The 17,465-nt window shown below is 41.7% G+C and carries 21 protein-coding genes; 5 read left to right on the forward strand and 16 right to left on the reverse strand.

All coding sequences use genetic code 11. The annotated features are described in order from the left end of the window. Positions 1-38 precede the first annotated feature (38 nt). The 4 genes from BUB18_RS04715 to BUB18_RS04730 all read right to left on the reverse strand — a co-directional run bounded on the left by BUB18_RS04715 (position 39) and on the right by BUB18_RS04730 (position 2,622). A complete protein-coding gene (locus BUB18_RS04715) occupies positions 39-359 on the reverse strand; it encodes a DUF4133 domain-containing protein (RefSeq protein ID WP_073078642.1) in 321 nt (106 codons plus the stop codon). Positions 360-371: 12 nt separating this feature from the next. Further along, positions 372-707: a DUF4134 domain-containing protein gene (locus BUB18_RS04720; protein ID WP_438939904.1), complete on the reverse strand. Its 336-nt coding sequence runs from the start codon at positions 705-707 to the stop codon at positions 372-374. A gap of 214 nt (positions 708-921) precedes the next feature. Next, the gene (locus BUB18_RS04725; protein WP_143159833.1) at positions 922-1,353 is read right to left on the reverse strand and encodes a hypothetical protein; all 432 of its coding nucleotides are present in this window, start codon (positions 1,351-1,353) and stop codon (positions 922-924) included. A gap of 399 nt (positions 1,354-1,752) precedes the next feature. Continuing rightward, positions 1,753-2,622, reverse strand: a complete 870-nt coding sequence (locus tag BUB18_RS04730) for an RteC domain-containing protein (RefSeq protein ID WP_073078644.1) — start codon at positions 2,620-2,622, stop codon at positions 1,753-1,755. Between the two features lie 289 nt (positions 2,623-2,911). Between BUB18_RS04730 and BUB18_RS04735 the strand changes: the two genes are divergently transcribed. Next, positions 2,912-3,328, forward strand: a complete 417-nt coding sequence (locus BUB18_RS04735) for a hypothetical protein (RefSeq protein WP_143159834.1) — start codon at positions 2,912-2,914, stop codon at positions 3,326-3,328. On the opposite strand, the gene BUB18_RS04740 is transcribed toward BUB18_RS04735, so the two are convergent. From BUB18_RS04740 to BUB18_RS04760, 5 genes are read right to left on the reverse strand one after another with little or no spacing between them, the layout of a single operon-like run. After that, positions 3,319-3,852 (reverse strand): hypothetical protein, encoded by a 534-nt coding sequence (locus BUB18_RS04740; protein WP_073078647.1) that lies wholly within the window; start codon positions 3,850-3,852, stop codon positions 3,319-3,321. The genes BUB18_RS04735 and BUB18_RS04740 overlap by 10 nt on opposite strands. Positions 3,853-3,871: 19 nt before the next feature. Next, positions 3,872-4,735 carry a HEPN domain-containing protein gene (locus BUB18_RS04745; RefSeq protein ID WP_073078649.1) on the reverse strand — a complete coding sequence of 288 codons (864 nt, stop codon included), beginning with the start codon at positions 4,733-4,735 and terminating at the stop codon, positions 3,872-3,874. A gap of 32 nt (positions 4,736-4,767) precedes the next feature. Then, positions 4,768-5,454: a hypothetical protein gene (locus BUB18_RS04750; protein ID WP_073078651.1), complete on the reverse strand. Its 687-nt coding sequence runs from the start codon at positions 5,452-5,454 to the stop codon at positions 4,768-4,770. Between the two features lie 22 nt (positions 5,455-5,476). Next, positions 5,477-5,755, reverse strand: coding sequence for a hypothetical protein (locus tag BUB18_RS04755; RefSeq protein WP_073078652.1), 279 nt, complete (start codon positions 5,753-5,755; stop codon positions 5,477-5,479). 12 nt (positions 5,756-5,767) lie between these two features. After that, a complete protein-coding gene (locus tag BUB18_RS04760; protein WP_073078653.1) occupies positions 5,768-7,003 on the reverse strand; it encodes a hypothetical protein in 1,236 nt (411 codons plus the stop codon). A gap of 205 nt (positions 7,004-7,208) precedes the next feature. Between BUB18_RS04760 and BUB18_RS04765 the strand changes: the two genes are divergently transcribed. Continuing rightward, the gene (locus BUB18_RS04765) at positions 7,209-7,553 is read left to right on the forward strand and encodes a hypothetical protein (RefSeq protein ID WP_143159835.1); all 345 of its coding nucleotides are present in this window, start codon (positions 7,209-7,211) and stop codon (positions 7,551-7,553) included. Here the strand turns inward: BUB18_RS04765 and BUB18_RS04770 are convergent. The 3 genes from BUB18_RS04770 to BUB18_RS04780 are packed head-to-tail and all read right to left on the reverse strand — an operon-like array spanning position 7,531 to position 8,755. Beyond that, positions 7,531-7,923, reverse strand: a complete 393-nt coding sequence (locus BUB18_RS04770; RefSeq protein ID WP_073078655.1) for a helix-turn-helix domain-containing protein — start codon at positions 7,921-7,923, stop codon at positions 7,531-7,533. The genes BUB18_RS04765 and BUB18_RS04770 overlap by 23 nt on opposite strands. A gap of 4 nt (positions 7,924-7,927) precedes the next feature. Continuing rightward, the gene (locus tag BUB18_RS04775) at positions 7,928-8,338 is read right to left on the reverse strand and encodes a helix-turn-helix domain-containing protein (protein ID WP_073078656.1); all 411 of its coding nucleotides are present in this window, start codon (positions 8,336-8,338) and stop codon (positions 7,928-7,930) included. A gap of 12 nt (positions 8,339-8,350) precedes the next feature. Beyond that, positions 8,351-8,755 (reverse strand): helix-turn-helix domain-containing protein, encoded by a 405-nt coding sequence (locus BUB18_RS04780; protein WP_073078657.1) that lies wholly within the window; start codon positions 8,753-8,755, stop codon positions 8,351-8,353. A 199-nt stretch (positions 8,756-8,954) separates the two neighbouring features. On the opposite strand from BUB18_RS04780, the gene BUB18_RS04785 reads away from it, so the two are divergent. From BUB18_RS04785 to BUB18_RS04795, 3 genes are read left to right on the forward strand one after another with little or no spacing between them, the layout of a single operon-like run. After that, the gene (locus tag BUB18_RS04785; RefSeq protein ID WP_073078658.1) at positions 8,955-9,533 is read left to right on the forward strand and encodes a TlpA family protein disulfide reductase; all 579 of its coding nucleotides are present in this window, start codon (positions 8,955-8,957) and stop codon (positions 9,531-9,533) included. 41 nt (positions 9,534-9,574) lie between these two features. Then, positions 9,575-12,781, forward strand: a complete 3,207-nt coding sequence (locus tag BUB18_RS04790; RefSeq protein ID WP_073078659.1) for a SusC/RagA family TonB-linked outer membrane protein — start codon at positions 9,575-9,577, stop codon at positions 12,779-12,781. A 16-nt stretch (positions 12,782-12,797) separates the two neighbouring features. Beyond that, a complete protein-coding gene (locus BUB18_RS04795) occupies positions 12,798-14,150 on the forward strand; it encodes a RagB/SusD family nutrient uptake outer membrane protein (protein WP_073078660.1) in 1,353 nt (450 codons plus the stop codon). 50 nt (positions 14,151-14,200) lie between these two features. On the opposite strand, the gene BUB18_RS04800 is transcribed toward BUB18_RS04795, so the two are convergent. The 4 genes from BUB18_RS04800 to BUB18_RS04815 all read right to left on the reverse strand — a co-directional run bounded on the left by BUB18_RS04800 (position 14,201) and on the right by BUB18_RS04815 (position 17,028). Continuing rightward, positions 14,201-14,737 (reverse strand): hypothetical protein, encoded by a 537-nt coding sequence (locus BUB18_RS04800; RefSeq protein WP_073078661.1) that lies wholly within the window; start codon positions 14,735-14,737, stop codon positions 14,201-14,203. 141 nt (positions 14,738-14,878) lie between these two features. Continuing rightward, positions 14,879-15,247: a hypothetical protein gene (locus BUB18_RS04805; protein ID WP_073078662.1), complete on the reverse strand. Its 369-nt coding sequence runs from the start codon at positions 15,245-15,247 to the stop codon at positions 14,879-14,881. Between the two features lie 50 nt (positions 15,248-15,297). After that, positions 15,298-15,786: a MauE/DoxX family redox-associated membrane protein gene (locus BUB18_RS30175; RefSeq protein ID WP_073078663.1), complete on the reverse strand. Its 489-nt coding sequence runs from the start codon at positions 15,784-15,786 to the stop codon at positions 15,298-15,300. A gap of 237 nt (positions 15,787-16,023) precedes the next feature. Continuing rightward, positions 16,024-17,028, reverse strand: a complete 1,005-nt coding sequence (locus tag BUB18_RS04815) for a helix-turn-helix domain-containing protein (protein WP_073078665.1) — start codon at positions 17,026-17,028, stop codon at positions 16,024-16,026. Positions 17,029-17,465: the final 437 nt, after the last annotated feature.

Here is a 17,465-nt window from a genome sequence, read left to right on the forward strand (position 1 = left end):
CTTTAAATGCTTCAAAATCATAAACCCTTTCTCAATGTTTACCGGTGTTCCTTTTTGAAGATGTGCCGGTCATTGCTCTTTACAACCTTCGGAATACCTCTGCTGGCGATCTTCTTCATCATTCCATGCTCTCCATATTTGTTACTTAGTTTATACACCTTCGTAAATAGAAAAATGGTAAGACCTGCCACCAGGACAATGCAGAAGTAAGAATTGACCCCAACGAGATAGAGTATGGCAAATAGTAATAGCGCGATTACTAAACCTCCACCTAAGTACCAGATGTATTGCGCCTTCAAGCCTTTAAACTCTATGGAGTTGTTCACCCCTTTGTTAATCCTGTATACACTATTTGCCATACATCACATAATTTATAATCCAAAGAAGGAGCGCAGCACAGTGGCTACGATTACGAGGAAAACACAACTGCCGAACCATGCTGCCGCAGTCGAACCCGTGTCCGGATGGCCTGATGACCATTTCTGATAAACCCGTACTGCACCGATCAAGCCGAGAATTGCGCCTACAGCATACATTAAATCACACCCCACATCGAAATATCCACGCACTTTGGTATTCGCCTCCTGAATCCCCGCTTTACCGTCCTGCGCATATGCACAGACAGTAAGCATTAATGAAACCACTGTCAGCATGGAGGCTTGCAGTGAACGCACTTTTAAGCGATTTAGCAACAACTTCATTTTCATACACACTTCGCTTTTATTGTTATCAAAAAAGTAAGGACAATAAAAGGCCCTACGCGCTACCTGACCCGATTTCACTAACCATCCAACACTATCAGGTAACGGCAGGGCCGAATACACTACAACAACAACTATTTAAAAAGAAACACTCCGCACCGTTCCCTACGCACTTGGTTTTCCTGCACACCGGTGCTGACGAGTGTTTCCTTTACGGTACTTATTCATCCCACATAGCACTTAATTCCTCCGCACTGAAATGAATACCGCATTGATCTTCCGCGATTACTTCGATTAGGTTGGTAATACCATTCTGATAGATACTACCTTTTGTTCCGGGATATTTGTTCAGCAGCGTTTTTAGGCGATCCGACAGCTCATCTTTCTCCATCTTTTCTTTTCCCGCCTGATTAACCAACGCTTGTAACTCGTCCACCAGTGAATGCACAGGAGCCATCGTAGACACATCGTTGCTTTCCTGTACAGTTGGCTTACCTTTGAACAAAACATCATCCACTGCTTTCTTTTCGACAGCTTTTCTTTTAATCCGTAAAATCGAACTGCCTTTTGCCTTGAAAAAGAAAACCACAACGGCATAATAAATTACCAGCCCTAAGCCAAGCCACATCGCGTAAGTAGTCCATGAGATCATAATTGCATTGTTTGATTTACTACACAAAAATGAATCACTTTGAAAACTGGTTTTCACACTATGATCAGACGCAGGAGAAATATTTATTTACAGGAAGGAATATTCAAACAAAAGCGTTGGTGCGTGCATATATGTATATATAGGGGCACGTCCACGCATACATATATTTCCTGAATGCTACCTACAAAAGTTAAGCGGGTATATGTCTACCACCAAACAGATGTGTGCATTAGAATCTGGCCCTATATATATCCATACACGCATACATTCAATTTTGAGGCAAAAAAAATCCCACTTCTGACCGAAGTGGGATTTCTCGTATTGTGCGGCAATTATTAATGACAGTAGTTCAAGAAATGCAGGTTGGTCAAAATACTTGCGGGACTATTGCAATGCTTGCTATTGCTTCGGGTTTTCATCCCAGTAGTTCATTCTATCTTCCAGCCGGTCGATAAGTTGATTCATGAAAGAAAACCGATCTTTCTTTCTCAGACGGATTTCCTGAAATGTCCGATAGAAATTACCAATATCAATGTTAAACAATTGGGAAAGCTCGGCTGCAATATCCTTTACTTCCGCGTTACCATCATTGATAACGCCAGCTGAAAAAAGGGCATAGATAAGTTCGGTAAGAGCGGTCTTGGAGCCTGTCCAACGCAAACCTTTATTTCCTTTTCGTTGCGCAAGTCCGACCTGTTGCTGCGATGCGTCTACCAATGCCAATTGCTCGTACAGGTAGTCGCAGTAAAGTTCATTGGCAATAAACTCGGCAATGGTGCTATCGTGCTGTGTTTGAAACTGGCTATCTACTATCATGTAAGTACCATCTGCATACATCAGATCGTCCACCTTCCTGATAAAATAAACTTTATCTAAAAATGTCTGCCCTGATTTATAGTAGTAATGCAGATCGGCATTTTTCTTAACGTGTTTCGTTATCCTGCGGATCTCACGTTTAAAGTTTTTAACAGAGTTTAGTTTATCTGCCGGTATCGGTCGGTTAACCTCCAGGTCATAGATTTTACGAAAGAAAATAAGTCGGCTCATAAATTGGGGCTTCATTTCCTTGAAAAAGGAAATTTCACTTTCTTCATCAGCAAAGCCGTTTTTTATTACCTGCTGTCTTAAACGCTCTATAGCTAACTTTACCACTTCAATTCCACGCCGTGCATATTCAATTCCGCTAAGGTTTTCTTTTTCTAATCCATCTAACTCATTTACCATTTCGCTATGGAGCGATACGTATATGGAATATCGCTGCTTCTGCATAGGGAATAGTTTTATAACTTTATATTACCCATACAATCAGCACAAAACCCGTGCAAATCAGGCTTTCAGGATAGATCAAAAAGGAAGTTTAAAACAGCAAATCGGAAATATTTCAACTACATTGATTCTGGCCTTCATTTACCTATATTTCGGCCTAGAAAAAGGACACTCAGGGTTTTAAAGAGGAAGGAAAAAACGTGGATAAAATTATGGACAATAGAGGCCCGCAAGCATAGTTTTTGTATTGCTGGTAGTATACACTTTCTAAACAAAAATGATCATGAACTATATGAGCATTCCTGATGGAGCAATGCGGTGGAGCGGCAGTAGGGAAGAATTTATAGAATTTGTAATGATAGTGGCAGACTTTTGCATCTGTAGTGATGAAAAATACTTAGCAATAAATAAACAGGATTTTTTCAGTCTATGCGATGCACTGGGAAACGACTTATCAGTGTTCTTTAAAGTTGATATTTCCCCACACACTTGTTTTTCCGACTTCCGAAAAAATACCACAATAGATAACCGCTTCACTAAACGTATAATTAGTTTAATGAAGCGGCTAAGGGACGATGAACAGTTTTTATTGTTTCTTTACGAACAAAAGATCATGCCGTCCATTGAGTATATAAGTGAGGAAACAATTAAATGGAACAACGCAGAAAAGATCGCCACCTTACTCTGGCTTTACATTAGTCAGCGATGATTATAAATCAAACTAATAAGGCTATTCACGCATTGAAAAAACGTCAATGCGGAAAATCGTTCTCTGCCAATATCATCATCACATATAATCACCGATTCCAGCATACACAATAATTCCGCCCGGACATACCGTTTCTTATAGGATTTTGCAAACTCAGTCAATACGGGAAGAGTATTCTCCCTTTCTTCCTTTGATAGCGCAACGCATTTATTTAACTTCTTAAACAACTTCCTAGCCTCACCTTTGAGCATTTGCAAAGCCTTTTCGCGTGCCTTGCTTTCAATATAAAAGGCTTCAATAATGCGCTCAAAATCTTCACAAAACGCCATCAGCATTTTCCGATCTTCACCGGTATCATAACCTCCATAATCGTTTGTCAGACAAATATGCAACCAAGCCTGTAATCGCTCTCTCATGCTATCAAGGTCAAAATTGGAAAACACTACAGAAAGTATCTCATGCCGAGATCCCCTTAATTGATAGTGCAACGTATACTCCATTTTTTTGTCCTGAGATTTCTTCATACGGCTACAAATTTAGAGATTATTCAAGTGCTTTCACATCTAATAATCCAGACTTTCCCGCATCCACCAGTATATCCAGTACCAAATTGGCCTTTCCCCTTAACTTCAAAACATTGGGCATTGCCGGAGAAAAATCATACGCATATCGAGCACCAACGTAGGACTTCTGTAGTAGTTCCAGCAGCTTTTTACGATCCACCTGGTCAGCAGGGAAAACCTCCAACAATTTATAAGTTACAAGACCTGCATATCTCAGGAGTCTATCGATACTATGAGTATCGACAACAAAGCCACTGCCAATCAAAATGAGTGTTTTTAATGACTGTTCAAAACACTGATGAATCATAAATGCAGCTAACTCCGCTTCATCCCGTGCAATGTATAAATCTGCACCCGCAAGAAACTCTGTGGCACGATGTACGGTTTTCTCATACTCCTTTTGCCACTCTCTGGGCTGCTTTACTTCTATTTCGTTGAGATCAGGTAATTCGATACTACCAGCGTCATATAGAACAGCGCCAGCCTTTTGCGCAGATGTTGCAAATATGTTTCCTTCCTTATACTTTTCAGTAAAACGCCCCTTCTCCATTACTATAATGGTAGTCCTCATTACTGGGGCGCATTTCTGCTCCAAAATATCTTCCCATTCGCTCATCGGCCTACCTTCCAAATCCGGTATTATTACTAATAGAAAATAGTCGCCCATATAGTTTGATGCAGGAGAGGTACAATTGAAAATCGTTTCAGTACGGCGCTGGTAAAGCGAAGACCCCAACAGATAAATTATTTCCGCTGGTACTGCCTCTCTAATTATTCGTACAATTTCAGGTTGTGCATTTTGAAAAAGACTGCTATGGGAATTGAACAAATTAAAGGTTCGCATCGGTTGTTGTTTTGTATTATTAAAATTATAGGCTATAGTTTATTACTGTTTTTTGAACGGCTAACCAGTTCGATCATTTCAGTAGTAAGTAGGGAAAAGTTCTTTGTCGTTACACGACCTATCATTTCAGCGTCAGCATTGGATAAAGTCATGTTGTACTTTCTATGGAATGTTGAAGTAGACCAATTGCATTGTTCCATGATCTCTGTTCTATTTCTTACCATAAAATTCTGGATGACATTATTAATATCCGCTAAAATATTGCCGTTCATATGCTGCGCTGCCGCTTCGATCTCGCTGCCAATAAACCGCGACTTTTGATTGTAGTAATCAGTGCTGGATGAAGATGTATAATCGGGCGCGTTTGTATAACTCATATTTGGTGGATGCCGGTCTTTTTTAGGCTTATTCTTACTTCCAATAGGCCGACCTGCCTTTCGTTTACTACTATCGGGTTCACCATCACTATTTTGCACTGGCAACACTGAATACCGAATCTCTTCACGATTTTCCCAGGCGAATGCCTTTGTCGGTTCAAGCGTATCAGGATCAATCTTTGGCCGTACACCTAAAGATTTCCAATTTCCGGGCTTACCGGGTAGCCCCTGATTAGATTTCTTACCGGAGCCGGCACGAAAGACAGCTTCCTGCTTTGCGCTCAGTAACTTTTTGTTTTCATTCGTATAATCATTCATTTCAAATTCCTGTAGACTGTTCATTATAGAATAAGCGTTTAATTGATTATTTTTTGACTTTCTTTTGCCACATCAACCACGTAGCCTCTAAAAGCATTTCCATTTCAGTATAAAAAAACAAAGACTGATGTGCTTTGTCGTGATGGATACTTTCACGGCAATAATACCCTACGCAACAGCTGTAAAAATCCCACAAGAGTGTTCTCGCATCCTGCAAAGTGAAATTGTTATAGAAGCATTCAATTGCGTCCAATGATGAATGGATATTATTTTCCTCCATTCTGGATTGCCTGAAGCATAGTTCGGCAGCATACTTTTTTTTCATATCGCGTAATTTTTATGCGATGGTATATTTTTCTGAAAGGGGAGTTAAAATGGCTTCGCCAAAATCCTTTTTATGCTCTTTAAAAAAACAGATATGACCTATTCTATTGTACCATTGGGCAATCGCTGCATCCTGATAGGTTGAAAACATATACAACCGGCCTTGATGTATAACAAAGAAAGGATAGCTGATATTGAATCCTGATATGGGTTTGCCTTTGATCTTTATTCCTAAATCCATTTGGAATCGCTCTTTTGTATAGGTTACCTTGAAATAGATAACTGGGGTATCTGCGCAAACTGCTATCCGATTAGCATTTGATTTATTGGGGCGTGGCCTTCTGCGGAATATCCGTGACCCAAAGTAATGATAGGTATATATGAATACTTCATTTTGTAACATTGGAAACAACTTTTTCCATTCGTTATAAATTACCTGCGTCTGCTTATCCCAGTTGGGTTCCCTGCAATAATCACGTTGCTCTCCTAATGCGTCTGACTTCTCCCTGAGCTGATCGGCTTTAATAGACAGGTCAAGCTGATGTACGTTCATCAGCTTTTCATGTTCACTTTCCACCATAGGCAGAAATTTTACCCACGACAATACTTTATCATTCCCTATGGTTAGCCTACCGAGGGCTGGCATCAAAAATGGCAATTGTCTGCCACTGTGGGGCAACATCACGAAAAATGCAAGTGATTCACGTTTCGCGGGGAATCCTACTTCCGGTGGAACTTTCAATTTCAGCATTTCATCTAACGGCAGCGGGTAAGCTGATTTCTCAAATGGAAACAACTGCATGACCTCTTTTCTTTTTTTTACAGAGATCCCGCGCTCATTTTCTTCTTTGTCAAAAGATGCCGGGTAACTAAAGGCAAGATCAAACACGTTATTTCTCACCAGCTGAGAAAAGTAGCCCTTGCCGTATTTACCAGTTATCGCCTCTATTGTTTTGTAGGCGTGTAAACAGGTTCCGGGTCTTTTCTCTTTACAGCTGCAAACAACCTGTAATGAATTGTCAACGATTTTAAATTTCACTACATAGTCGTTGGAAGGGAAGAAACTATTGAGCGTAAGTTGATGACTTTTGTACTCCATGAATTTAATGGTAGGTACGCCTATTCCTGTGAGCAAATCTGCATCCAGACAATTTTCTTTGAGAATTTCAAGGGAGATACCGTAGTCTTTGGTCAATGGTAGGATCGCAGTCCCCGCTGCTGATCTTGGAAATGATTTAGCTGTAACCATGATTGTTTTGTTTCTCGCAAATCACGGAGTTATCAAAACGAAAACCACATTTTCAAATCTGTATTTTACCACTCCTTAGTTGACTTTTACAAATACTGAAAGACATATACTTGTATTGATTATTATGCTTATGACAAATTGTTCAATACACGAAGGGAAAAATGTTAGAAAGCTAAGGCTGATCTTAGGACTAAAGCAGAATCGGATGGCATTTATACTGGGAAAGAATTGGAACCAACAGAAAATATCTTACTGGGAAGGAAGGCATAAAATAGAGATTTCCACGTTAAATGAAATTTCCCATGTCTTACAGGTTCCTGTTTGGATTTTTCAGATTCCTGAAAATATATTTAATGGAATTGTATTACAGATTCAGAAGCCGATAATACTTGATGATTATTTCTACATGCAAAAAATTGTAGAACTTTACGAACGGTTATTACAAAGCGAAAGAGAGAGGTATGCCCTTTTAGAAGCAGTAGAGTGGGTTAAATGTGCAACGAGTAGCAGCGAATCAAAAGAAAGCACTAATCAATCTTTTGATTTTTAGCGTTCAAAGATTTTAATATCAATTCGAGTGTTTCTGAAATCTTATCGTATTGATTTGAATTGTTTGTCTGATGAAAGTTATTAGCAATTGTTGAAGTTTGAACTCCGCAATTTTCATAAAAATTCAATGTATTATATTGTACCTTTTCATCACTAAAATCGATTAGCCCTTGTTCTGTTACTCCTAAAGCAACAGCGATTTCTTTTAGCCTTGAAATTTCAATTTCGCTTAACTGTTCAAGTTGCGATACCTCTTGCGCAGATATGCCCAGGGCGTTGCCCAAATCAATTTCGGTAAAACCCCGTAATTGACGTACAGCACTAATTTTTCGGCCTAGATGTTTACTATAATTATTTTCAATCACTGTCATTCAACTATTGTTTATCTTTTCTCAATTTTTCAGCTTTCAATCGTTCTCCTGCAATCAATTTTTCATACAAAGACATAGCCTGATGAATATCGAAAGTATTAAGATTCTCGATGTTATTGCAACAGATCCCGGAAGCAGATACACCACTTGAATCATAGAAATTAATAGTATTATATAATACCTGATCCTCATGGTATTTTTTTAGTCCCTCTACGGTGACTTCCAGAGCTTCTGCAACTCTCTCTATTTTTTCATCATCTAATTTCTCACTTTGTTCTAATTTTGAAACGGCTTGTTTCGACATTCCACCCAGTCTTTCGCCTAACTGAGTTTGTGAAAACCCACGCAAACGTCTTATCCTTTCAATCTTTCTGCCCATGTGTGCAGAGTTATTGCTATTTATAGACTTTTCCATTTGATTTTATATTTATTCTTTGGTAGAAATTTTCTTTAACATTTCAACTTTCTCTTTTTCACTGGTTAAAAGCCTTTCGTAAAGTTCTACAATTTTCTCAACGGGATTAAATGTACCTGCAACTGAATTTATTGAATTATCAGAGAACGTGCAATCTCTAACGTTATTTATATTATTGATAACATTTCTTTCATCAAACTCTTTGATTACCTCAGCCGATACTCCTAATGCCTCCGCTACTTTTACCAACATAGCATCATCGATATTTTCCTGCTTTTCAAGTGCAGAAATGTCCTGCTGAGTTAATCCTAAATCTGTAGCTAAGGCATTTTGCTTAACATTCATATAGACCCTGATCTTTTGAATGTTCTTTCCATGATGCTTAGTCGTTTGTATTTCGGGAGAACCTGTAACCATAAACGAATTTTAAGCACAATATAGTAAAAGTCAACCAAATTCCAGTTAAAGTCAACCAAAAATCCCATGAAAGTAGAACAACTACGACTAATTTGCTAGTAAAGTTAATTTCCCTTGCCGTTGGCGATAATATAAACATGGATACGAGTGGCATTTTACCCGGCACCAGTCAATATTTCTAATACAATCTAAATCACGCATGAAGTTTTTCCTTTTCATTGCGCTGGCCGTTATTTGGCCGGCACGATCCCCCTTTGCGCAGGATCTCCAACCTGCAAAACCTCATCGCCTCTCCGTGGGTGATACTGTACCGGATATTTCCTTCTTCCTGTGGCCTGAATCCAAGCCCACACAGCTAAGTGACTTTTCCGGCCAACTGGTTATTCTGGACTTCTGGGCTACATGGTGTAATAGCTGCATACGCATGTTCCCTAAAGCCGATTCCCTGCAAAAGCAGTTTTCCGGGCAGGTGCAGTTCTTACTAGTAAATAGTTGCCGGCCTACACAGGACAGCACCCCGCAGCTACAAAAGTTTTTCCGGCGCTGGCAGGACACGAAAGGACAGCCTTTTCCCCTTGCTACAGCCACCAACGACACTACCGCATTCAAACTGTTCCCGCACATCTACATACCACACTACGTATGGATTTCAGCAGATCGAAGGGTATTAGGCATCACCAGCGCGGAAGCAGTTACTACCAGCAATATACAGAAAGCATTGAACGGACACATTCTACAGGAGCCTATTAAGGGCGACAGATACGACAAGGATTATTGACACAACCAAAACAGCATTTTTCACCAAAACACCTTTTATCAATGAGATTTATTTTTGTAGGATTTCTCTTTTTCTTAACCGCAGCAGCATCGGCGCAGCCGATTGCCCGTGTAAAGGTCAGTGGGCGGATATTTTCCAATGAACAACTGCCGCTGGCTGGTATTTCCATATCAGCTTCCCAAAGCAGTGTAAAAACTACGTCAGGCGCAGATGGGACTTTTAGTATCACGTTATCAAATATTCCCGACACCCTTCAATTTACCCATATAGGATACCAACCGCTGCGGATACCGGTTACCAGCGTGGCAAAGCCGCTGGAAATCATTATGAACATCGTTGCTACCGAACTTTCACAGGTTACCGTCAGTACAGGTTACCAGCGGATGAAACCTAACCAGGTCAACGGCTCATTTTCTGTGGTTGATAATAAACTGCTTAACCAGCAGACAGGAACCAATATCCTGAACCGTCTGGAAAGCGTCACACCGGGCCTGAGCTTCAATAAGGGTTACGGAAATGCCACCCGCAACCGTAATAGTACCGGCATTAATATTCGTGGCCTTAGTACAATCAATGGATCGTTAGAGCCACTGATCGTACTGGATAACTTTGTGTTTCAGGGGGACATTTCCAATATCAACCCCAATGATATTGAAAGTATTACTGTTCTCAAAGATGCAGCGGCAGCTTCCATTTGGGGGGCGCGGGCCGGAAACGGGGTCATTGTCATTACCACTAAGAAAGGGCGCTTTAATCAGAAACCAACCGTTTCCTTTTCTTCCGGTGTGATAGTGCAGGAAAAGCCCGATCTCTCCACCCTGCGGGATATGAGCGTAGCCGATTACATGGGCCTTGAAACCTTTCTTTTCGGAAGGAATTACTTCAACTCCGCCCTGAATCGCAGATACGTACCTGTTCCACCGTTGATTGAAGTATTACAAAAACGTAAAATGGGATTGATCTCGGCAGCAGACAGTGCGGCGCAGGTGAAGGCATTGCAGGGACAGGATAGCAAAGCCCAATACGAAGAACACTTCTATCGTCCGGCAGTAACGCAGCAATATGCTTTGAGCGTAAGCGGTGGTAATAGCAACATGATGTGGCTATTGGCCGGTGCCATCGACCGCAACACGGACAATCTCAGTGCCACCTACGACAAGGCAAACCTGCATCTTTCCAACACCTTCAAACTTTCAGACAAACTACAGCTAGAAGTAAACGCCTACTATACCAATAGCAAAGCCACTACCGGTAAGGAAAGTTTCGGCACCGTGGCAAGTGTAAATGGCAGGTATGCACCGTATCTTTCCTTTGCAGATGCGGATGGCAATCCGTTATCCGTACCCAAGTATTACCGGAATAGCTATGTTGATACGGCGGGGGCAGGTCACCTGCTGGATTGGAAGTACTACCCACTGGCTGAATATAAGCAGCGCAGGGGCACGACCCGAACAGATGAATTATTAGCCAATATCAGAATGAGTTATAAAGTACTTCCATTCCTGCAGGCGAGTGTCCTCTATCAATATCAGCAGCAGCGTACCGACCAGCAAAACCTTTCCGGGGCCGAAAGTTTTGATGCACGTAATACGATCAACCTCTTCAGCCAGGTCAACCGAACCACCGGGGAAGTGACCCGCGTAGTACCTGTTGGCGATATACTGAATACTACTTTTACCAATCTCAGAAGCCAGAACCTCCGCGGCCAGCTGGATTTTAACCGCAGCTGGAAAGATCACAGCATAATCGCAATAGCCGGTGGCGAAATTCAGGATATTAATACCGACAGTTATAAGAATATCTATTACGGATATGCTGCAAAGCCGCTTACCTCTGCAAAAATGGACTACATTAATCCGTACCCTACTTATATTAATGGCGTGGAGCAGATCATACCTGATGCCGGGCCACCGTCCAGTACCACGAGCCGCTTTGTATCACTTTTCACTAACCTGAATTACACCTACAAAGACAAATACAGCGTATCGCTCAGTACACGGCGCGATGGCAGTAACGTCTTTGGAGTAAAAACCAATGATAAGTGGAAACCATTGTGGTCGGCTGGTATTGGGTGGGATATAAGTCAGGAGGGCTTTTACAGGCTGCAATGGCTACCGCAGCTGAAAATCCGCGCAACTTACGGCACATCAGGCAACGTTGATCTATCACGCACCGCTCTTCCGGTTGCGGTGTATTCTGTAGATCCTCTGACCAACCTGCCTATAGCCGCTATTACCACTCTGAACAACCCGCGTTTACGATGGGAAACGGTTAAGCAATTCAACGTAGGCGTGCAATTTTCCAATAACTTCTTATCCGGCAGTGTTGATTACTATACTAAGCACGGCGCTGATCTGTATGGGCCTATGGCATATGACTATACAGCATGGGGAGCATCCAATTTTATTACTGCTAATGTTGCAGACATGCGCGGTAGTGGCATTGACGCTATCATAAATACCCAAAACTTAAAAGGAAAATTCAAATGGAATACCACTTTCATTTACAATTATGTCAACAATAAAACCACAAAATATTTTGAGGATCAGGCGCAAACAATCAACACCCTGCTGAGTGGCGGTAAGAGCATTACACCGGTGATCGGCAAACCGCTGTATTCAATCGCAGCTTTCAATTGGGCGGGCCTCGATGCAACAGGAAATCCGCAAGGGTACTTAAATGGATCAATAAGCACCGACTATTCAGCAATGCTGACCTCTACACCCGCTAAAGACGGGCAACCGAGTATCGTTTACATCGGTTCCTCCATTCCAACTTCCACAGGAAGCGTGACGAATACTTTCAGCATTTCAAATTTCGAGGTATCGGTCAATGTTGCCTATAAGTTTGGCTACTGGTTTCGTAAACCAGCAATTTCCTATTCAGGCATAGTCGCAGGCGCAATGGGAGATAAAGAATATGCAGACAGGTGGCAACAACCCGGCGATGAACATCGTACCAATGTCCCTTCTTTCGTTTACCCGAATAATGCAAGCCGGGATATGTTCTACGCATACAGTACGGTCAACGCGCTCAGAGGTGATCATATACGGTTGCAGTACATAAACCTGACTTACACGCCCGTTAAACCGTTTGGCATTACCTCTTTGAAATTACTACAGTTCTATTTCAATGTAGCGAATCTCGGCATTATTTGGCGGGCAAATGACTATCGTTTAGACCCGGATTATCCAAAGGGCATACCTGCACCGAAAACATTTTCCGTAGGCATTAGAGCCTCCTTTTAATCAAAAAAAACAAATCATGAAACACACCATAACTATCATTCTTATTGCACTCTTAGGCGGTTTACCCGCTTGCAAAAAATATCTGGACGTACAGCCAGATAAAAGTATTACCACACCAAAAACATTATCGGATTTACAGGCATTGCTGGATAACACCGACAAAATGAACCTGCAAAGAACACCCAATTTATCCGAGGCATCAGCAGATGACTATTTTCTGCCTGCTGACCAGTACGATAACATCGAGGTCGAACAACAACGCATCTACACATGGAAGTTGAAGGATTATCTCTTTCAAAATGATTGGTCGATTGCATATGAACCTATTTTCATCACCAATCTGTGTTTAGAACAGTTGAAGGAACTTCCTTCCTCCGGCAACCAATCAGCATGGAACCAAGTGAAAGGTGCGGCTTTGTTTTTCCGTAGTTACTACTATCAACAGTTGTTATGGACATATGCCCCTGCTTATGATGCTGCTACAGCCGGGTCAGATTATGGAATAGTGCTGCGCAACACTTCCGATTTTAACGAGCCTAGCAAGCGGGCCAGCATTCAGCAGTCCTACAGCCAGGTCTTACAAGATGCAAAAGAAGCAGCTGCGCTACTGCCGAATCTGCCATCATTACCCACAAAGCCATCGCGGGCAGCTGCATACGGTTTGTTGGCGCGTACCTACCTTTCCATGCGCAACTACGATAGCGCGTATCATTACGCGGATGCTGCATTACAATTAAAAGGCAACCTGATGAACTTTAACGGCGATGATGATATTAACGGCAGTATTACCGAGCAAACCCCGTTCCGCAGGTTCAATAAAGAAATCACTTTCTATTCCGAAATGAACACTAATAATCCGCTGCTTAATTCAACACGCATAGCGATTGATTCCAGTATCATGCAATCATATAACCCGGATGATCTCAGGGTTACCGCATTCTATTACAAGGTAGATAGCCTGTACCGGTTTAAGGGCAGCTATACAGGTAGTGAGTGGCAGTATTTTACCGGTATTGCGACCGATGAACTCTACCTGATGCGTGCTGAATGTGCTGCACGCACCGGGAAAATGCAACAGGCTACGTCTGATTACCAGCAATTACTTTCTACCAGATGGCAACAGTCAGGCTACCCTCCGGCACTTGATCCCGCAAAAGCTGTCAACACTATATTACTGGAACGTAGGAAAGAATTGTACATGCGCGGGCTTCGGTGGATGGATATAAAGAGGCTGAATAAAGAAGGCTATAACATATCCCTGCAAAGAAGCGTAGCAGGGACAAAATTCAAATTGAATGCAAACGATCCATATTTCGCACTGCCACTACCTAAAGACATAGTGAGCAGTTCTGTACCTCAAAACCCGTAACGCCACATCGATGAAAAACCAAGCGGGCTGCCAGTTGGCAGCCCGCTTTTTTATTTTATGGCAGCTATTTCCCACCCTTTATCAGATAGCACAAGAAGTGCTTTTTCTTTTTCTACACCTTCCAGTTTGTAGTGGGTGAGTTCTGCAAACGGTGTATTATTCTTATGCTCTATCGTATACTCTACTATCGCCTCCTGACCCTTTCCTTTTCCTTTGCCTTTTCCATCCATTTGAATGCTGGTGATTTCTTTGAAATGCAATTCACCAATTTTTACCTTCTGAATACTGTACTCTTTATCCTTCTCAGTATTCGCTATCAGGTACGGTTGTGCCTTTTCCGTAAATGTAATAAATGGTTGCCCCGCCTCCGCCAATGATTGCGTTTTCTGCACCTTGATATAGCCCTCCGTTTCTAGTTTTGATCCAAGAGCGCGGGCAGCGTGACTGGGATCAGCCCGGAATATATCCCAATCAAGGGTTTTCGGATATTTCTTTGCAATAATTTCTGCGGCCTTTTCTCTGGACAATTCCTCAGATCCGCAGGACATAAGTACCATTGCTGTCAGTACATATAAAAATGTTCGCATAGTAGTATTTTGTTTATCTGCAATTTACTAAAATAATCCGTTGAAATACCGCACCATAGCTATTTTAGTCACCGACCACAAATAGCGAAAGACCGCCTCCCGCGAAGGAGGCAGTCTTTTATGTATGCTACTAAAAATTACTCAGTCCGGCTGATTGGAATACAGGTTGCCGCTACCGGAAATACCGCTTACATGGGCAGTAGTTCCGCTTTGTACTGCGGTAATAGTTAATCCTGACAACTCAGAAGGACTAGACGGATTATCAACATAAGCCGCACCTACCAAAACCCGGCAGGCTTTCTGATTAACACTTGCGCAGCCTGCTAGGTTCTTTCCTTTGTATTCCCAATAGGTATTAGAAATATCCTGAACGTTCGCCTGTGTGTAAGGCTGCGTGCTGCGGAACTCGAAAACATACATATCAGCACGTTTTGCACTTTTCGCTTCCTTAAAAGCAAAGCCAGTAAAGGCTACCACTACGGCACATATGCCGATTAAATACTTTTTCATAAAATGAGAATTTGAATGTTATTGACAAATGTTTAAAATAGACCGGACAGTTAACCCTGATTGGCAGGTGGTGCGCGTGTTCCATCGTTGCTTCGTTTACCACACGCAATTAAGCCCAGTATGGATATTACAATCAGTACCACATTCAATGCAAGGTGCATCCTCCAGGACAGAGATTCCAGCAACCCCGCGCACATGCACGGTAATTTCGGAGCAAACACCATCATATAACTGAGGTACAGCGTGAATGCTGATAGTAGCACCACAGACGCTTTAAATCCATACTTGCGCGTCTGTGGCATAAATAGCAACAATGCAATAAAGAGTTCTGACGTAGGAAGTGACCAAGCCAATAAGGTGGCGTACCCTGATAAGACAGGCGATTTTTGAAGGGCATCCTTAAACTGCGATTGATGGTATAATTTATCTATACCAGTATATAGGAACAAGCATATCAACAAACCCGCTGTGCTATCGGCCAGCAACTTCCAACGTCTATTGAAGGTGACTTCTGTGTCGTATGTTTTATTGAGGTTCATGTTACAGTATGGGCAAAGCAATTCCAGATAAGGACTAACCTTATTGTCTATACGCTTCCATCTTTTGTTGGTAATTAAATGTTCCTCTGCAATTGTCTTAAAGCTGCTGGCTACAGGATTACTATTTACTCCGTTGATTCTATACTAAAGTTAGTAACCTGTTCATTTGCTAACAATACGCTACAGTTGAAATTTCCTTTTTGATGCAAAAAATTTCCTTTTTGACATACCAGAAACTCAGAGCATTTCACTTAACAATAATTCGATCAGGAGTTGAAAAGCCATTCCTAAATTCTTATCACGCCATAATGATAGCTTGGTTTTATCCGTTGAATAAAAAGCCCGGCGTAGATTATTATACGTACCAAATCCGCATCGCCGCGCCACTTCGCTAAGGGGCAATTGCGGGTCTGTAAGCATTATCTCTTTGGCTGCGTTGATCCTTTGGAATGTGAGGTATTTATAAGCAGGTAAGCCGAACACCTGACGGAATTTGTATTTAAAATCCGTAGTGTTCATCCTTGATTCCTTAGCCCATTGCTGTAAGGTCATTGCTTCAGGAAACCTATGCTGGATCATTTCTCTTATCAGAAAAATATTTTCTACCTGCTCATAGGTAATCTTCTTATCATGCCCCTTATTTTTGATCAGCGTGGTGACTACCTGCTGCACTATCTCCACTGCAATTTTATCTTGTGTTGGATCTTGCAATAGATTTTCCATATTATCCAATACAGTATAACTGCTCCATGCTGGCTTATCGGAAATCCAAGCAGGCTTATCTGATCCTATCATAGCGGCAAAGGCTTCAAATGTGCGTCCACGTTGTTTTAGCTGATAAAATAAGGATGGCGATACCTGCATATCCACTACTTCATATATTTCATTTCCTTTCAGCATCAGCTCTACATCTGTGAGTGGAGAATAGGCAAAGTGCATCTGGCCCTGCATAATGGCGATAGGTCGGCCCAGGAACAGATGTGATATGTGTTTCTTTAGCATCATTCTGAACCCTAGCCATTTTACCTCTCTTTTTACCCGCAGTGAAACATCCTCATACGGTCGGTATGTACTTCTCCATATTGTAAAATTTTCCTGCTGAACTTCCTGATAATAAAAATCGCCAAAATTGTTGGTGGACTGATAAGCGAGGCTTCCGGGAATGTAGGACTGTGGCAGTTCTTTGGGATCATTTGGAACAAAGCTAACTATCCCCTTGTGCCTTTCGGATAAGGTAAACATATAGGGTGGGTTTAAATGTGATTAATGGGTTTGCTGCTTATAGCGTTGCTGGCATTTTTTCCGTGTTTTAAATGGTTACTGAATAACAGGGAATTGTCCGGTCATTTTGTCCCTATATAAATTTACTAAACTCCGCCGATTATTGGTTACACAGCTTTGCTGGCATCATTTACATATTTATCTAGTGAGGTATTGAATCCTAATTATTTCGACGAAATCGGGGTAAACATTTATGTTGACACGAGGCTACCGTATATAGTTAGGGTATTTGGGTAGTCGGCGTAGAAACATCAATAAGACTGCCGTTGCGTCGCACTCTTGTACGCATATATCGCTATTCTCCACCACTATCTGCACAGTATATGATGTAAGGTTTCCTTTCCACTTCACAATAACGTCCACGTACACACGATCACCACTCCATTCCTTCAATATTC

Source organism: Chitinophaga jiangningensis, from assembly GCF_900142605.1.
In the GTDB taxonomy this organism is placed as follows: domain Bacteria; phylum Bacteroidota; class Bacteroidia; order Chitinophagales; family Chitinophagaceae; genus Chitinophaga; species Chitinophaga jiangningensis.

Excerpts from the sequence above, each read along its gene's own strand:
- BUB18_RS04715 (WP_073078642.1), bottom strand. The coding sequence starts at position 359 with ATGGCAAATAGTGTATACAGGATTAACAAAGGGGTGAACAACTCCATA.
- BUB18_RS04720 (WP_438939904.1), bottom strand. The coding sequence starts at position 707 with ATGAAAATGAAGTTGTTGCTAAATCGCTTAAAAGTGCGTTCACTGCAA.
- BUB18_RS04725 (WP_143159833.1), bottom strand. The coding sequence starts at position 1,353 with ATGATCTCATGGACTACTTACGCGATGTGGCTTGGCTTAGGGCTGGTA.
- BUB18_RS04730 (WP_073078644.1), bottom strand. The coding sequence starts at position 2,622 with ATGCAGAAGCAGCGATATTCCATATACGTATCGCTCCATAGCGAAATG.
- BUB18_RS04735 (WP_143159834.1), top strand. The coding sequence starts at position 2,912 with ATGAGCATTCCTGATGGAGCAATGCGGTGGAGCGGCAGTAGGGAAGAA.
- BUB18_RS04740 (WP_073078647.1), bottom strand. The coding sequence starts at position 3,852 with ATGAAGAAATCTCAGGACAAAAAAATGGAGTATACGTTGCACTATCAA.
- BUB18_RS04745 (WP_073078649.1), bottom strand. The coding sequence starts at position 4,735 with ATGCGAACCTTTAATTTGTTCAATTCCCATAGCAGTCTTTTTCAAAAT.
- BUB18_RS04750 (WP_073078651.1), bottom strand. The coding sequence starts at position 5,454 with ATGAACAGTCTACAGGAATTTGAAATGAATGATTATACGAATGAAAAC.
- BUB18_RS04755 (WP_073078652.1), bottom strand. The coding sequence starts at position 5,755 with ATGAAAAAAAAGTATGCTGCCGAACTATGCTTCAGGCAATCCAGAATG.
- BUB18_RS04760 (WP_073078653.1), bottom strand. The coding sequence starts at position 7,003 with ATGGTTACAGCTAAATCATTTCCAAGATCAGCAGCGGGGACTGCGATC.
- BUB18_RS04765 (WP_143159835.1), top strand. The coding sequence starts at position 7,209 with ATGGCATTTATACTGGGAAAGAATTGGAACCAACAGAAAATATCTTAC.
- BUB18_RS04770 (WP_073078655.1), bottom strand. The coding sequence starts at position 7,923 with ATGACAGTGATTGAAAATAATTATAGTAAACATCTAGGCCGAAAAATT.
- BUB18_RS04775 (WP_073078656.1), bottom strand. The coding sequence starts at position 8,338 with ATGGAAAAGTCTATAAATAGCAATAACTCTGCACACATGGGCAGAAAG.
- BUB18_RS04780 (WP_073078657.1), bottom strand. The coding sequence starts at position 8,755 with ATGGTTACAGGTTCTCCCGAAATACAAACGACTAAGCATCATGGAAAG.
- BUB18_RS04785 (WP_073078658.1), top strand. The coding sequence starts at position 8,955 with ATGAAGTTTTTCCTTTTCATTGCGCTGGCCGTTATTTGGCCGGCACGA.
- BUB18_RS04790 (WP_073078659.1), top strand. The coding sequence starts at position 9,575 with ATGAGATTTATTTTTGTAGGATTTCTCTTTTTCTTAACCGCAGCAGCA.
- BUB18_RS04795 (WP_073078660.1), top strand. The coding sequence starts at position 12,798 with ATGAAACACACCATAACTATCATTCTTATTGCACTCTTAGGCGGTTTA.
- BUB18_RS04800 (WP_073078661.1), bottom strand. The coding sequence starts at position 14,737 with ATGCGAACATTTTTATATGTACTGACAGCAATGGTACTTATGTCCTGC.
- BUB18_RS04805 (WP_073078662.1), bottom strand. The coding sequence starts at position 15,247 with ATGAAAAAGTATTTAATCGGCATATGTGCCGTAGTGGTAGCCTTTACT.
- BUB18_RS30175 (WP_073078663.1), bottom strand. The coding sequence starts at position 15,786 with ATGAACCTCAATAAAACATACGACACAGAAGTCACCTTCAATAGACGT.
- BUB18_RS04815 (WP_073078665.1), bottom strand. The coding sequence starts at position 17,028 with ATGTTTACCTTATCCGAAAGGCACAAGGGGATAGTTAGCTTTGTTCCA.